Annotated in this window: 17 protein-coding genes; 7 read left to right on the top strand and 10 right to left on the bottom strand. The window is 69.0% G+C overall.

Annotated features, from left to right (window positions below; genetic code table 11):
• Positions 1–81: 81 nt before the first annotated feature.
• Positions 82–324, top strand: a complete 243-nt coding sequence (locus tag ACH4S9_RS37575; protein ID WP_311726056.1) for a hypothetical protein — start codon at positions 82–84, stop codon at positions 322–324.
• A gap of 35 nt (positions 325–359) precedes the next feature.
• On the opposite strand, the gene ACH4S9_RS37580 is transcribed toward ACH4S9_RS37575, so the two are convergent.
• Genes ACH4S9_RS37580 through ACH4S9_RS37595 form a run of 4 tightly spaced genes read right to left on the bottom strand, consistent with a single transcriptional unit; the run spans position 360 to position 3,951 of the window.
• Positions 360–1,088: an ABC transporter permease gene (locus ACH4S9_RS37580; RefSeq protein ID WP_311726055.1), complete on the bottom strand. Its 729-nt coding sequence runs from the start codon at positions 1,086–1,088 to the stop codon at positions 360–362.
• A gap of 25 nt (positions 1,089–1,113) precedes the next feature.
• A complete protein-coding gene (locus tag ACH4S9_RS37585; RefSeq protein ID WP_398376142.1) occupies positions 1,114–2,040 on the bottom strand; it encodes an ABC transporter ATP-binding protein in 927 nt (308 codons plus the stop codon).
• Positions 2,037–2,933: an ABC transporter permease gene (locus ACH4S9_RS37590; RefSeq protein WP_311726053.1), complete on the bottom strand. Its 897-nt coding sequence runs from the start codon at positions 2,931–2,933 to the stop codon at positions 2,037–2,039. The genes ACH4S9_RS37585 and ACH4S9_RS37590 overlap by 4 nt, the downstream gene beginning before the upstream one ends.
• Complete coding sequence (locus ACH4S9_RS37595) at positions 2,923–3,951, bottom strand: ABC transporter ATP-binding protein (RefSeq protein ID WP_398376143.1); 1,029 nt, start codon at positions 3,949–3,951, stop codon at positions 2,923–2,925. Before ACH4S9_RS37595 ends, ACH4S9_RS37590 begins: the two co-directional genes overlap by 11 nt.
• A 235-nt stretch (positions 3,952–4,186) precedes the next feature.
• On the opposite strand from ACH4S9_RS37595, the gene ACH4S9_RS37600 reads away from it, so the two are divergent.
• The 4 genes from ACH4S9_RS37600 to ACH4S9_RS37615 are packed head-to-tail and all read left to right on the top strand — an operon-like array spanning position 4,187 to position 9,845.
• A complete protein-coding gene (locus tag ACH4S9_RS37600) occupies positions 4,187–4,492 on the top strand; it encodes an SseB family protein (RefSeq protein ID WP_311726199.1) in 306 nt (101 codons plus the stop codon).
• Positions 4,479–5,000: a hypothetical protein gene (locus ACH4S9_RS37605; protein ID WP_311726051.1), complete on the top strand. Its 522-nt coding sequence runs from the start codon at positions 4,479–4,481 to the stop codon at positions 4,998–5,000. Before ACH4S9_RS37600 ends, ACH4S9_RS37605 begins: the two co-directional genes overlap by 14 nt.
• Positions 5,000–9,457, top strand: coding sequence for a putative T7SS-secreted protein (locus ACH4S9_RS37610; protein ID WP_398376146.1), 4,458 nt, complete (start codon positions 5,000–5,002; stop codon positions 9,455–9,457). The genes ACH4S9_RS37605 and ACH4S9_RS37610 overlap by 1 nt, the downstream gene beginning before the upstream one ends.
• A gap of 55 nt (positions 9,458–9,512) precedes the next feature.
• Positions 9,513–9,845, top strand: a complete 333-nt coding sequence (locus ACH4S9_RS37615) for a DUF5958 family protein (protein WP_398376148.1) — start codon at positions 9,513–9,515, stop codon at positions 9,843–9,845.
• Here the strand turns inward: ACH4S9_RS37615 and ACH4S9_RS37620 are convergent.
• Genes ACH4S9_RS37620 through ACH4S9_RS37630 form a run of 3 tightly spaced genes read right to left on the bottom strand, consistent with a single transcriptional unit; the run spans position 9,824 to position 10,400 of the window.
• A complete protein-coding gene (locus ACH4S9_RS37620) occupies positions 9,824–10,045 on the bottom strand; it encodes a hypothetical protein (RefSeq protein ID WP_385342296.1) in 222 nt (73 codons plus the stop codon). The two genes, ACH4S9_RS37615 and ACH4S9_RS37620, sit on opposite strands and share 22 nt — an antisense overlap.
• 29 nt (positions 10,046–10,074) lie before the next feature.
• The gene (locus tag ACH4S9_RS37625; protein ID WP_398376150.1) at positions 10,075–10,245 is read right to left on the bottom strand and encodes a hypothetical protein; all 171 of its coding nucleotides are present in this window, start codon (positions 10,243–10,245) and stop codon (positions 10,075–10,077) included.
• A 20-nt stretch (positions 10,246–10,265) separates the two neighbouring features.
• Entirely contained in the window at positions 10,266–10,400 is a 135-nt protein-coding gene (locus tag ACH4S9_RS37630; protein WP_398376152.1) for a hypothetical protein, read from the bottom strand.
• Between the two features lie 529 nt (positions 10,401–10,929).
• Here ACH4S9_RS37630 and ACH4S9_RS37635 point away from each other — a divergent pair.
• The gene (locus ACH4S9_RS37635) at positions 10,930–11,760 is read left to right on the top strand and encodes a helix-turn-helix domain-containing protein (protein ID WP_398376154.1); all 831 of its coding nucleotides are present in this window, start codon (positions 10,930–10,932) and stop codon (positions 11,758–11,760) included.
• Positions 11,757–11,969, top strand: a complete 213-nt coding sequence (locus ACH4S9_RS37640; RefSeq protein ID WP_398376159.1) for a DUF397 domain-containing protein — start codon at positions 11,757–11,759, stop codon at positions 11,967–11,969. The genes ACH4S9_RS37635 and ACH4S9_RS37640 overlap by 4 nt, the downstream gene beginning before the upstream one ends.
• Before the next feature lie 28 nt (positions 11,970–11,997).
• Here the strand turns inward: ACH4S9_RS37640 and ACH4S9_RS37645 are convergent, their stop codons facing one another.
• The 3 genes from ACH4S9_RS37645 to ACH4S9_RS37655 all read right to left on the bottom strand — a co-directional run bounded on the left by ACH4S9_RS37645 (position 11,998) and on the right by ACH4S9_RS37655 (position 14,585).
• A complete protein-coding gene (locus ACH4S9_RS37645; protein WP_398376163.1) occupies positions 11,998–12,588 on the bottom strand; it encodes a hypothetical protein in 591 nt (196 codons plus the stop codon).
• A 7-nt stretch (positions 12,589–12,595) separates the two neighbouring features.
• Complete coding sequence (gene htpX / locus ACH4S9_RS37650; protein ID WP_311726043.1) at positions 12,596–13,507, bottom strand: zinc metalloprotease HtpX; 912 nt, start codon at positions 13,505–13,507, stop codon at positions 12,596–12,598.
• Between the two features lie 169 nt (positions 13,508–13,676).
• Positions 13,677–14,585: an LLM class flavin-dependent oxidoreductase gene (locus ACH4S9_RS37655; protein WP_398376167.1), complete on the bottom strand. Its 909-nt coding sequence runs from the start codon at positions 14,583–14,585 to the stop codon at positions 13,677–13,679.
• Positions 14,586–14,622: the final 37 nt, after the last annotated feature.

Below are 14,622 nucleotides of genomic sequence, written 5' to 3' on the forward strand. Positions count from 1 at the left end.
CCTCGTAGGTGACGTAGGGCTGATCGACAACTCCGCCCGTCAGGATCGCCTCATCGGCACCGATGAGGATCGGAGGACGGCATGAGCGGCACGGCGGTTGTGGGGCGTACGTCGGGGTGGGTGCGGATGCTGCGGGCACCGTGGACGGTCGCCTGTGTGGCGGCGACCGTGCTGCTCGGCTCGTCCGCCACGGTGGCCTCGGCCCTGGACCGGGCCAACGCCGCCCCTGGGCACAGGACGGCGGTGGCGGCCGCGCCGAGCGCGGCGGCCACCGCCGAGACCGGCGGCCGCTTCACCGCCGTCCCGGCCCGCTGGCGCCCGTAGGGCCTGTCGTCAACGGGGTCACTCCTCGCCCGCGGTCACTCCTCGCCCGCGAGGGTCAGGGTCCGCAGCTTCCGGCCCGCGAACCAGATGGCGGCCACGGTCACGACGAGCAGCAGCACCACGCCGGTGGACAGGCCGACGACCGAGGTGACCGGCCCGCTGTCGGAGACCTTCTGGGCCAGCGCCAGCGACCACTGCTGGACACTGAGCGTGCGGGCCCCGGGGACCAGGCTGCCGAACAGCGACTCCCACACCAGGGCGTAGACCAGGCCCACGATCACCGCATGCCGGGTGACGGTGCCCAGCAGCAGGAACATCGCGCTGTAGGCGACCGAGGCGACGGTGGCGGCGACGGCGTAGGCGACCGCCAGTTGCTGGCCGTTGCCGTTGAGGATGAAGCCCGCCAGCAGCGTGGGCACCGCCGAGAAGAGAACCGTGACGCCGGTCGCGACGACGAACTTGGTGAAGATGATCGTGGGCCGCTTGACGGGCTTGGACAGCAGATAGAGGACCGAGCCGTCGTCGATCTCCGGGCCGATCGCGCCCGTACCGGCGATCACCCCGATCAGCGGGACCATCGTGGCCAGTGCGAAGCCGCCGAGGACGGAGTCGGCGGTGCCGTCGTCGACGCCGGCCAGCGCCCGTACGGCCACCGAGATGGCCAGCAGCAGCGCGGGCAGGATGAACAGGATCAGCGCACGGCGGCGGCCGAGCAGGGCCCGGTAGGTGAGCCGGGCGACGGTGGGGTGGTAGAGCGAGGACATCGCCTCAAGGCTCCTTTCCGGCCGCTCAGGCCGCGACGAGGTAGGAGAACACGCTCTCCAGGGACTCGTCGGAAGGCGAGACCGTGAGGAGCCGGATGCCCAGATCGCGGGCGACGCGGGGCAGCAGTTCGGTGAAGCGGGCGAAGTCGACCGCCTGGATGTGCAGGCCGGCTTCGGGCCCGCCGCTCACGTCCACCTCGATGCCGGTGGTGGAGTGGTCGGCGATGAGGGCCGCGGCGAGCGCGCGGTCGTCGCTGGAGCGCACCAGATAGCGGTGCGGACGGTCGGTCATCAGGCGGCGGATCTTGCGGAAGTCCCCGGAGGCCGCGTGCCGGCCCGCGACGATCACCTCGATGTGCGCGGCGAGCTGCTCGACCTCCTCCAGGATGTGCGAGGAGAACAGGACGGTACGGCCGTCGTCCCCCATGCGCCGCAGCAGGTCCATGAGTTGCATCCGCTGGCGCGGGTCCATGCCGTTGAACGGCTCGTCGAGCAGCAGCACCGACGGCTCGTGGACCAGCGCGGAGGCCATCTTCACCCGCTGGCGCATGCCCTTGCTGTACGTGGCGATGCGGCGGGAGCCCGCGAAGTCCATCTCGACGGTCTCCAGCGCCTTGCGGGCGGCGGCGCGCGGGTCGGGCAGCCCGTGCAGCTCGGCGTTGGCGATGACGAACTCGCGGCCGGTGAGGAAGTCGTACATCCCCTCGCGCTCGGGCACGATGCCGATCCGGCGGTACGCCTGCTCATTGCGCCAGATGGTGGCCCCGTCCAGGGTGACGGAGCCGGTGGAGGGCGCCAGGAAGCCGCCCATCATGCTGATGAGGGTGGACTTGCCCGCGCCGTTGGGGCCGAGGAGGCCGGTGACCCCGGGGCCGATGGCCATGGTCACGTCGTTGACGGCGACCACGTTCCCGAACCAGCGGGAGACATTGTCGATGGCGATCGTGGTCACAGCCCGACCTTTCGGTAGCGGCGCAGGAGCAGGCCGTAGGAGCCGGCGATCAGGCCGAGGAGGACGAGGAGGAAGAGGAGTCCCGCCTTGGCGTCGGGCCCGAATCCGCCGGGGTAGGCGGAGGTGGCGCCGAGGAAGGCCGTCTGGACGCCGTCGATGATCGTGATCGGCGAGAACAGCCCGATCCAGCTGACCGCGCCGGTGTTGCCCTGGTCCCACGCGATGGCCTGAAGGGTGGACACCGCGCCGTAGGAGATGGTCAGCAGGGCGATGACGGCCGCCACGCCGAAGCCCCGGCGTGGGGTGAGCGCGGCGACAACCAGGCTGATGCCGGCGAAGAGGAGGGAGAGCAGAGCCACGGAGACCAGTCCTTGCGCGAAGGCCTTCGTCTGGTCGGCGAAGTCCAGCTTGGCGAGCAGGGCACCCACGTAGAGGATCACCAGGGGGACGCCGGTGAGGGCGAACAGGGCGGAGGCCATGGCGGCGAACTTGGCCGTCACATAGTCCGCCGCCTCGATGGGGCGGGAGAAGTAGAGCGGGATGGTCTTGAAGCGCAGGTCCCGGGAGACGGACTGGGGGGCCTGGGCCGCGGTGTAGAGGCCGATGACGGCCTGCATGATCACCGCGTAGCGCGTGTACTCGACGGGGAGGCGGTTCTGCTTGGTCACCACGGTGACCGCGACGAGGATCAGGGCGGGCACGCACATCACGGCGGCCAGCAGCATCGGCGCGACCTTGGACTTGGCGGAGCGGCCGAGGCCATAGGCGCCGCGCAGGCTCTGGGAGAACAGCGAGCGGCGGGCGTAGGCGCGGCCGAGGCGAGCGCCGTCGTAGTGGCGGTAGCCGATGTTGTGAATTTCGGCGCGTTGCTGGGTCTGGGTCTCAGGCGGCATCGGCGGCACCTCCGCTTCCGTTTCCGTCGTTTCCGTCGTTTCCGTCGTCGTCGCGGAAGATCTCCGCCATGCGGTGGCGGCGCTGCTCCATGCGGATCAGGCCGAGGCCCAGCCGGGCGATGGCGTCGCGGACCGCGTCGTAGGTCTCGTCACCGTCGACGTCCACGAGCAGCAGATGCTCGGAGGCGGACGCGGCCCCGTCCCCGGAGCGGCCCGCGGCCCGGACCGTGAGCCCGGACTCGGCGAGGGCGGCGCGCAGCGCGGCCGTGCCGTCCGGGTGCGCGGCGGTGTCGGTCACCTCGACCGCGAGCGAGGCCGTGGCCTGGGTGAACTCCCGGGTGGAGCTGGAGCGCAGCAGCCGGCCGCCGTCGATGACGACGACGTGGTCACAGGTGCGCTCCAACTCGCCCAGCAGATGCGAGGTGACCAGGACCGAGATGCCGAAGTCGGTGTGCACCCGGCGGATCAGGCCGAGCATCTCGTCACGGCCCGCCGGGTCGAGGCCGTTGGTGGGCTCGTCGAGAAGGACCAGCCGCGGGTCGTGCACCAGCGCCTGGGCGAGCTTGACGCGCTGCTTCATGCCGGTGGAGTAGCCGCCCATGGGGCGGTACCGCTCCTCGTAGAGCCCCACATGGCGCAGGGTGTCGGCGGTCCGCTCACGGGCGGCGGTGGGCGGCAGCCCCGACATGCGCGCCATATGGACGACGAACTCGGTCGCCGAGACATCGGGCGGCAGGCAGTCGTGCTCGGGCATATAGCCCACCCGCTCGCGGATGGCGCTGCCGTCGGTGGCCACATCGAGGCCGAGGACGGAGGCACGGCCCTCACTGGCGGGGGACAGCCCCAGCAGGATCTTGATCAGGGTGGACTTGCCGGCCCCGTTGGCACCTACCAGGCCGGTGACGCCCGGCGTGATGTCGACGGAGAGCCGGTCAAGCGCGGTGACCCGGGGGAACCGCTTGCTCAGGCTTTCGGTGGCGATCACAGTCACGTCTTCGACCGTAGTGGTGTGGGACACACCCGACGTCAGTCCAGACGGCTGGATTTCCCTAGTTCTCGGGTCTGACAATCCCGTAGGGGACCGGCACTTTCGGCAGGCCGACCGGTTGCGAAGAGCCGCGTGTCAGTCACCCATGGTGTCGGTCACCTGTGTGAAGATAGCCCTCATGTTTGGGGGAGGGAACACCAGACCGCCTGGTCAAGGCGGCAAACCAAGCCTGGCCGACCTGGTACGCCAGGAGACCGCCGCGCAGATGTCGGAGCGGGAGAAGTGGGCGGCGCTGCGCCAGGCGCGGCTGTACTTCCAGCGCCCGGAGAATCCGGGATTCCTGGTCTCGGAGACGGCGGAGGCCGGCCCGCTCGTGCCGGTGTTCACCTCGCTCGAAGGGCTCGCGCGCTTCGCGGGGGCGTGCGGGTGGGCCTCTACGACGGCCGAGGACCTGGTGGGCCTGTTGCCGGAGGGCGTACGGGCGTTGGTGGACCCGCTGAGCAAGCGCCCGTTCCTGCTGGACGAGCAGACACTGCGCGAGGAGGAGGGGGCTGACGGTGGCGGATCCTGACGCGAGGGATGTAAACCGGGCCCCTACCGAGGGTGGCGCGGACGGCAAGTACGGCGGTAACGAGGGCGCTGACGGGTACAAGCTCGAGATCGCTGCGGTGAAGGCGCAGATCCTCCCGCTGGAGGAGTCGGTGGTCGCGGCCAAGGCGGTCAAGAACGGCCAGGAGAAGCTGACGGCCTATCTCCAGCACTGCGGCTCGCCCGAACTCCTGGAGTCGGGCAAGGCGTTCGTCAAGGAGTGGGGCTTCGGCATGGGTGAGCTCGCGGACCATGCGGATGCGGTGGTGGAGCGGCTGTACGAGGCGGTGGCCGGGTACATGCTGGCGGACCTGATGCGAGTGAAGGACTTCTGGCCCTCGGACGCGAACATGGCCAAGCTCCCGTCGGGCGCGGCCGGCAAGTGGTCCTGGGAACACATAGGGGCGCCGGAGATGGAGAAGCGCCCGGGGAATACGGCGTTGGCGGAGTTCGCGCGCAAGGCGCTGGGCGAGTACGAGGACGAGTCCTGATGGCAGACCCGGATGCGGTGCGGCCACCGCAGATACGGATACCGGAGGGCGCGAAGCCCAAGGACCTGATCCCCGGAAACCCGGGCGACGTCGACGACCTGGTGCTGGAGCTACGCGCGTATGCGGGCGCCTTCCAGGACGGCAAGGACAAGCTGCGCCCGCTGGACCTGGAGGACTGGCAGGGCAAGGGCGCGGGCGACTTCCGGAAGGCCGTCGACCGGCTGCCGAAGGAACTCACCTCAGGCCACGACCAGTTCACGCACGCGGCGAGCGCGTTGGCCGCGTATGCCACGAAGCTGCGGTCGGTGCAGAAGCGGTGCGAGCCGATCATCGAGGACGCGGACGCGGCGCGGGCGGCGTCCAAGTCGCACCACAAGAAGGTCGATGCCTACAACGACGCGGTGACGCGGGGCGATGAGCAGTTGCCGGAGAAGCCCGCGCAGACCGATCCGGGTATCGCGGCGATGGAGGACTGTGTCGGTCGGCTGGACAAGCTGGTCGAGGAGCTGCGGTTAGTCGCCGAGGCGTCGAAGAAGAAGATCGACAAGGCGGCGGAGAAGGCCCCGAACAAGCCGAGTAACTGGCAGAAGTTCGGCGAGGGCGTCAAAGACGGGCTGTGGAAAGCCCACTATGGCATCCTCGGCCTGGCCGAGCTCCCCGCCTCGCTCCTCAAGGGCGACCTCGGCGGCTTCGGTATGCAGCTCGCCAATATCGGCGACGGCCTGGAGTACGCCAGACAACACCCGAAGGAGTTCCTGAAGGCGGCCACCAACTGGGAGATGTGGTCCAAGGACCCGCTGCGGGCAGCGGGCGAGATCACACCGGAGCTGCTGCTCGCCCTGACCACGGGCGGCGCGAGCGTGCTGCGCAAGAAGCTGGACGTGGGCGGCAGCGCCGCCGAGCGGTTGGCGGCGCGCAAGAAGGCGCTGGGCCGGGACGGTGAGGCGCACGACCGGGCGAACAGCAAGGGCACAGACAAGTGCGGGGTCGAGAAGAAGTGCAAGGGCGACCCGGTCGACGTGACGACCGGCGAAATGGTCATGCCGGCCACGGACGTGTCCCTGCCCGGCGCGCTGCCGCTGGTCCTTGAGCGCAACTTCGTCTCCGGCCACACCTGCGGCGGATGGTTCGGCCGCACCTGGTCCGCCACCCTCGACCAGCGGCTGGAGCTGGACGCGGACGGGATCGTGTTCGTCGCGGCCGACGGCATGGTGTTGCGGTACGCGGTCCCTCGCCCCGAGGAGGACACATACCCGGTGCGGGGCCCGCGCTGGCCTCTGCGCTGGGATGGCACGGCGGGCGGCACGATGCGGATCGAGGTCCCCGAGCAGGCCCGCACCCTGCACTTCACACCCCTGGCCGCCGACGGCAACGAACTCCCCCTCCAGATGATCGAGGACCGCAACGGCCGGTCCATCACCTTCACCTACGACACCGACGGCACCCCGGTCGAGGTGGTGCACTCCGGCGGCTACCGCATCGCGATCGACGCCGACCCGGAGCTGCTGCGCATCACCGCGCTGCGCCTGCTGGGCGTCGGCGACGCCGAGGCGGGCACCACGCTGGTCTCCTTCGCCTACAACGGCGCGGGCGACCTGACCGACGTCATCAACTCCGCCGATGAACCGCTGCGGTTCACCTACGACGACCAGCACCGCATCACGTCCTGGACCGACCGCAACGGCACCAGTTTCGGGTACGTCTACGACCACCGGGGCCGCGTGCTGCGCACCATCGGCTCGGACAACATGATGACCGGCCGATTCCACTACGACGAAGCGTCCCGCACCACCGTCTACACCGACTCACTGGGCAACCGGACCACCTACGTCTACAACGAGGCGTGCAAGGTGGTGACCGAGACCGATCTGCTGGGCAACATGACCCGCACCCAGTGGGATCCGAAGACCAATCGCCTCCCGCTCTCGGTGACCGACCCGCTGGGTCACGCCACGCGTTACGCGTACGACGACTCCGGCAACCTCATACGCGTCGACCGCCCGGACGGCACGGCGGCCACGGCCACCTATGACGAGTACGGCCAGCCGCTGGAACTCTGCGAACCGGACGGCGCCGTGTGGCGCCACGCGTACGACGACCGGGGGAACCGGATCCGCACGACGGACCCCACGGGCGCGGAGACCCACTACACATACGACGACTCGGGCAACCTGACTTCCGTCACCGACCCGCTGGGCCACACCACGAGCGTGGAGTGCAACGAGGCGGGCCTGCCGGTCGAGGTCACCGACGCGCTGGGCAACACGACCACCGTCCGCCGGGGCACCCACGGCCGCATCACCCGCATCACCGACCCCCTGGGTCACGTCACCCGCCAGGGCTGGACCATCGAGGGCAAGCCCTCCTGGCGCACCCGCCCCGACGGCACCCGCGAGACCTGGACCTGGGACGCCGAAGGCAACCTCACCGAACACACCGACCCGGCCGGCAACACCACCCGCCACACCCACACCCACTTCGACCTCCCGGCGACGCGTACGGACCCGGACGGAGCGACGTACGCCTTCGCATACGACACCGAGCTACGCCTGACGACGGTCACGAATCCCCAGGGCCGGACCTGGACCTATACCTACAACGGAGCGGGGCAGGTCACGGCGGAGACGGACTTCAACGACCGCACGCTCAGGTACGAGCACGACGCGGCGGGCCGCCTGATATCCCGGGAGAACGGAGCAGGGGAAACCCTCACCTACACCCGGGACACACTGGGCCGCACGATCGTGACGCGCACGGCGGACGGCACGGAGACGACGTTCGCGTATGACGCCGGGGGCCGCCTGACGCAGGCAGCGAACCCGGACACGGACCTGCGCCGCACGTATGACGCGCGGGGAAGGGCCCTGACCGAGACGGTCAACGACAAGACCACCGTCTACGCCTACGACCAGGCAGGCAACCGCACCGAACGCATCACCCCGAGCGGCCTGCGGTCGGAATGGACGTACGACGCGACCGGCCGCCCCACAACGCTCACCACGGCGGACAACACGCTGCACTTCGCCCACGACGCGGCGGGCCGCGAGACATCACGCACGTTCGGCGCCGACGTGGCGCTCACCCAGACCTGGGACAACCTGGACCGCCTGACGACTCAGGCCCTCACCCATGGCGACACTTCCACGCTGCTCCAGCACCGGGAGTACACCTACCGCCCGGACGACCACCTCACCGAAATCCGCGAGCTGACCTCCGGCACCCGCCGCTTCGACCTCGACCCGGTCGGCCGCGTCACGGCGGTCCACGCCCACGGCTGGACCGAGACCTACACCTACGACAGCGCGGGCAACCTCACCCACGCCACCGCCCCAGGCCACGAAGCCCCCGGCGACCGCCAGTTCTCCGGCACGATCATCCACCGCGCCGGCCACACCACCTACGAACACGACGCCCAGGGCCGCCTCGTCCGCCGCACCCGCAAACTCCTCAACGGCCAGACCCGCACCTGGACCTACACCTGGAACGCGGAAGACCGCCTCACCAAGGCCACCACCCCGCACGGCGAGGAGTGGACCTACACGTACGACCCCCTGGGCCGCCGCATCGCCAAACAACGCCTGGCGGAGGACGGCACAGTAGCCGACCAGATCCACTTCACCTGGGACGGCACCCGCCTGGCCGAACAAACCACAACGGACGGCGCCACAACAACCTGGGACTACGCCCCAGGAACCCACCGCCCCATATCCCAAACCGAGCGCCACACTCCGCCCGAGCCGATGGACGAAACGTCATCCATCCTCCAACAGGAGTACGACGCCCGCTTCCACGCCATCATCACCGACGTCGTCGGCACCCCTACCGAACTCGTCACCTCCGACGGCACCCTCGCCTGGCAACACCGCACCACCCTCTGGGGCACCCCACTCCCCACCCCACCCAGCTCGGCCGACTGCCCCCTCCGCTTCCCCGGCCAATACGCCGACCCGGAAACCGGCCTCCACTACAACTACTTCCGCCACTACGACCCCGAAACCGCCCGCTACGCGTCACCGGACCCATTGGGCCTGGCTCCAGCTCCAAACCCAGCGTCATATATCGATAACCCCTACACCTGGGCCGATCCCCTCGGCCTCGCTCCGGATTGCGCCGATAAGTGGCGCGGCCCAGGAATGCGGACGCCGTCAGAGGCTGGCATAAGTCCGAACGATGCTCGGCGAATTCAGAATGCCGCCAATAAGGCAGGTGAGCCAATCATCGTAGTTGGAAGCCGAGCGAGCGGAACGTCCAACCCTGCATCGGACTGGGATTACATCCTGTCTGGCCCGTCCAGGACCCGACACAGCGTCCACAATTCCCTGCCGAGAGGAACAGGCGACGGCGAGGGCAGTGGACGGGGTCGGGACTTCTGGCAGACTCATAACCCGAACCGACCAGACTATGCAGAGCTTGACAGAGATAAACCGTATGTTGTATTCGAGCCCGAAAGCGGGTGATCGCATGAGAGAGTCGGAGCGAATGATCAATGAGGTTGCCCAAGGACTACGCAGCATGGAAGCGGCCGTAAGCTGGTTCGGCTCGCTGGCCCAGGCCGAACAGAAAGCGGTGCTGCAAGAGGTGGTTCGATACTCAATGCAGGCCCACGTAACATCGGAGGACGGGCGAAACGGCCTGGCACAGTCAGGGGTGAAGCCAACGATGACCCCTGCTGTGCTGATAGTTCGAGAACCAATTCTCGAACAGATGGGGAAGATTATTAATCTCCCTCCGAGCGAGCATCTAAAGTCCTTCCGCGTCCTGCTTTCGACATTCGTGATTGCTGACACACGACGAAGAGAAGTGGAGTGTCGCGGCGCCTGCAATCACGCCTGGCACAATCTATGAACCTCGAGGCGCTTCTTCACCTCCTCCGGGAACTTGACGTTTCCGGCGTCGGTCATCCACTCCCGCCCGCCTTCGGCCGGACGCAGGAACGCGACGCGGGGCCCCGGCATCCTGTGGTCGAAGGCAAGATCGTCAACGTGGCAGACGTCCTGGAGGACACCGACGCGCCCCGTCGCAGCGTCGTACGCTTCCTGACCCACCTTCGGGACCCTGTACGGCGTCGGCCGGCTCATGCGGGCAACCCCCAACGAGCCGTACGGCTCGGCATCTCGTGGGACGGGTGACGGCGGCGCAAGATCTCGTACGTGGTCGCCTTGTCGTAATCCCCGTCCTGCTTGGCCTTCTCGCGCAACGCGGTGTACTCCTCGCACTGCGCGCAGCCTCGGGTTCCAGCGGTCATGCCCCGCGCCATCAACGACTTCACCGCCGCGTCCCCCGCTCCAGATGCTTGCGGATCGCCTTGGCCAGAGCCTCCGCGCGCTGCTCCAGCTCCTTGGGAGTGGGGCGAGGGCTGGAACCCCCCTGCGTCTCCTGTGGAGGCGTGTCCGCGCTCACCGCGCCGCTCCCAACGCTCGCTCTCGCTCGTACTGGAGGACGTACAGCCCCACAGGGTCGAAGTCCCAGAGAATCGGGAAGCGCTCAGCAGCAGGGATGCGCGGAAGGCGGAGCGTGGGCGGGTCCTCGTAGAGGACAGAGGAGGGCACGGGGGACTCGACGGCAACGGGTTTCGGAGGCGGTACGGGAGTGTGGGCGGGGCGAGCCGCCACGTACACCGTGCTATACCGACCCCGGCCAGTCGCGATGACGTGCCGCACGCGCCGCAGCAGCCCTCTGGTTGCGTTCACCGTCCGGCGTAGTCGGTGAGCTATACGGAGGGACACACGTCGGAGATCACTTCTGCTCGCGGCGTCCGGCACGGATTCGCTGATCTGTTCGGGGGAAACCATCACCAGGGGGCCTTCTCTCATCTGGCGCTCCTGCTCGTGGCCAATGGCCACCTTGCGCGGTAACAGCCTGTCGCCCTGCGCGTACGATCTGAAGTCATTGATGTCCCAACCGGCCCATCGGGAAATGAGGTTGCTCGATGCCAGCTCGGCCACGCGCACTGACGCCAGATCGATCCGCCCGCCACCTGTTCGGTTCGGAGATGCGCCGGTTGCGTGAAGCGGCAGGGATGTCCCTTGAGGCCCTGGCCGAGATCACCAAGTTCAGCAAGAGTTCGCTGGCGCGGTTCGAGACGGCCGAATCCATGATTCCGCCGGAACTGCCGTCCATGCTCGACGCGGCGTTCGGTACGGATGGCATCTTCGGGAAGCTGTACGCCCTCGCTCGCAAGGAGATCCACCCCGACCAGTTCCGCCGTCGCATGGAGCTGGAGGCACGCGCACAGATCATCCGGGAGTACGCCTGCCAGATCGTGCCCGGTCTGGTGCAGACCGAGGGCTATGCCCGTGCACAGTTCGAGAAGCACAACCCGAAGGCGACGCCGAACGAGATTGATGAGCTGTGGTCGGCTCGCGCGAGTCGGCAAGTACTGCTGCAAGCCGACCCCGCCCCGGACCTGTTCTACATCCTCGATGAGGCGGTGATTCGCCGCCACTTCGGTGGCCCGACGGTCATGCGGGCGCAACTGGCCCGCCTCATTGAGTTGACGGAAACCCCCACAACCGTCGTGCAGATTCTGCCGTTCGAGCACGGCGGGCATGCCTTGGTAGGCGGAACGCTGACACTGATGACTCTGGACTCCGGTAGTCAGGTTGCCTACGAAGAAAGCATCACAACTGGAACGCTGCTGGAAGGTAAGGAGGCTGTCGCCTTCCTCCAGCGGTCCTACGATCTACTCACAGCGCATGCCCTCTCGCCGGGCGATTCAGCCGCGCTCATCCGGTCCACGATGGAGGCATTACCAACATGAGCACCATCCCCGACCTTTTCCACGCAAAGTGGATCAAGTCCAGCTACAGCGGCAACGGAGGCGGCAGCTGCGTTGAGTGGGCGCCGGACATCGCCGCCTCCGGCCGGGTCCCCGTACGGGACTCCAAGGCCCCCGACGGCCCGGCGCTCATATTCGAGGCCGCAGCCTGGTCGTCGTTCGTGGCCTTCGCCAAGACGAGCAGCATCTGACACCCATAGCGGGAAGCCGCTGGTGTACTCAGCCCGCCATGCCAGGGGCTCCCCACACCGGGAACCAGCGGCTCAGGTCCTCCTCGACCCGTAGGTCGTCACCGAGCAGCCCCCGCACCTGGAGCTCAAGCGCGTTGTCGCGCTTCTCGCCACGGCCGGGCAGCGGCGAGAAGGGGTAGAACGTGCCGCGCTTGTACAGATAAACCAGCGCCAGCGGCCGACCCTCCGGGTCCCGGAAGCCGACCAGCGAGCACAGCAGCTGGGGACCGAAACCGGCCTCCTGGAGCAGGGTGTTGACCGCGTGCAGATCGCTCACCAGGGCCGCCAGGTCGTCCGGCGGCTGCCGGGCCAGCAGCCAGGTGTAGCCGTACTCGTCCCGGCTGAACTCGACGGGCACCCCGCCGCGTTCGGTGTCCGCGTCCAGCAGGTCCCGCACGTCCGCCTGGAGCCGGTCGAAGGCGCCGCCCTCGACGCTCGCGAAGCACACCGAGCCCAGCCCGGTGGGGGTGAACCCCGCCCCCGCCTCCAGCGTCACCGCCGCCGACGGCAGCGCGAAGAGCTGGTCGAGGTCGGGGCGCGCGGGCTTGCTGCGGCCGAGGATCGCGTCCCAGAAACCCATGGCTCCCTCAGCCCCTCTCCGCCTGGCCGAGCTGCGCGGAGACGCGGGCCAGCTGGTCGAGGCGCTGCTCCAGCGTGGGGTGCGAGGCGAACAGCCGGGTCAGGCTCTCCCCGCTCAGCGCCGGGGCGAAGAAGAAGGCATTGAACGGCTCCGCCCGGCGCAGATCGCTCGTCGGGATGCGGGCCATCTGCCCGGTCACCTTGGTCAGCGCGGCGGCCAGCGCCGAGGGCCGGCCGGTCAGCAGCGCGCCGGCGCGGTCAGCGCTCAGCTCCCGGTAGCGGGACAGCAGCCGGGTGAGCAGGAAGCTGATGGTGTAGACCACGGCGCTCACCAGCGGGATGATCAGCATCGCGATGGCGGTGTTGCTGTCCCGGCTGCTGCGGCTGGTCAGCCCGCCCCACAGGGCGATGCGGGTCATCATGCCGGCCAGTACGCCCAGGAACGAGGCGATGGTCATGACCGCCACATCGCGGTGGGCGACGTGGGACAGCTCGTGCGCGAGCACGCCCTCCAGCTCCTCCGGCTCCAGCCTGCGCAGCAGCCCCGTGGTCGCGCACACCATGGCGTTGCGCTGGTTGCGGCCGGTCGCGAAGGCATTGGGCACATCGCTGTCGGCGATGGCCACCTTCGGCTTGGGCATGTCGGCGAGCGCGCACAGCCGGTCGACCGCGCCGTGCAGCTCGGGCGCCTGCTCGGGGGTGACCTCGCGGGCGCCCATGGAGTACGCCGCGATCCGGTCGCTGAACCAGAACTGCGCCACGAACAACCCGCCCGCGAGCAGCACGATCAGCGGCCAGGCCCCGCGCAGCAGGGCCAGCAGCACACCGACGAAGACCACATACAGCAGACCGATGAAGAACATCGTGGTCACCATGCGGGTGGTCAGTCCCCGATCAGGGGCATAGCGGGTACGTGGCATGGGTGCCTCCCCAGCGACGGTCACGGCCGGAGTCTCTACACCCGATTCTGCGCCTTGTGTCCGTCTTGCCGGAGTAAAGGCGCCTCGCCGGGTGAATCCGGTGCGGGATCCGGTGCGGGATCCGGCGTGGACCCCGCGTGGACCCCGCGTGGATCCGCCGCTGGTCCGGCTACCCGTCGAGCTGCGCCAGACCCTCCGCGGCGATCTTCTCGAAGACGGCGAGGTCCGCCGCGAAGACCGAGTCGGGGATCGGCCAGTGCAGCACGATCTCGTCGATGCCCAGCCGCGCGTGCTCCCCGGCGAAGTCGACGAAGGCGTCGAGGGAGGACAGCGGCCGCCCCGGGTCCGGGGTGAAGCCGGTGAGCAGGACCTTGCCCAGCTCGGCCGCGTCCCGCCCGGCCTCGGCGCACGCCTCGCCCAGCCGGTCGATCTGGCGGCCGATGGCGGCCACCGACTCGGCCGGAGTGCCCGTCTCGTAGATCTTCGGGTCGCCCGTGGTCACCCACGCCTGCCCGTAACGGGCCGCGAGCCGCAGCCCGCGCGGGCCGGTCGCGGCGACGGCGAAGGGCAGCCGGGGCCGCTGGACGCTGCCGGGGATGTTGCGCACCTCCCGGGCGCTGTAGTGCCGGCCCTCGTACGTCACCGCGTCCTCGGTCAGCAGCCGGTCCAGCAGCGCCACGAACTCACCGAAGCGATCCGCCCGCTCACGCGGCGTCCACGCCTGCTCGGCGCCGCTCAGCAGCGCCGTCGCGTCGAAGCCGGAGCCGCCCGCTCCGATGCCCAGGGTGATCCGGCCGCCGGAGATGTCGTCCAGGGAGATCAGCTCCTTGGCGAGCGTGACCGGGTGGCGGAAGTTCGGGGAGGTGACCAGGGTGCCGAGGCGCAGCCGGGACGTCGCCGCGGCCGCCGCCGTGAGCGTCGGTATCGCCCCGAACCAGGGGCCGTCGCGGAAGCTCCGCCACGACAGGTGGTCATAGGTGTACGCGGTGTGGAAACCCAGGTCCTCGGCGCGCTGCCACAACTCTCGGCCGCCGTCGGACCAGCGGTGCACGGGCAGGATCACGGTGCTCAAACGCATACCGTCGAGCCTAAGGGCATATGCCGCCGAGCCTGAC

This window comes from Streptomyces sp. NPDC021225, assembly GCF_044332865.1.
GTDB lineage: Bacteria > Actinomycetota > Actinomycetes > Streptomycetales > Streptomycetaceae > Streptomyces.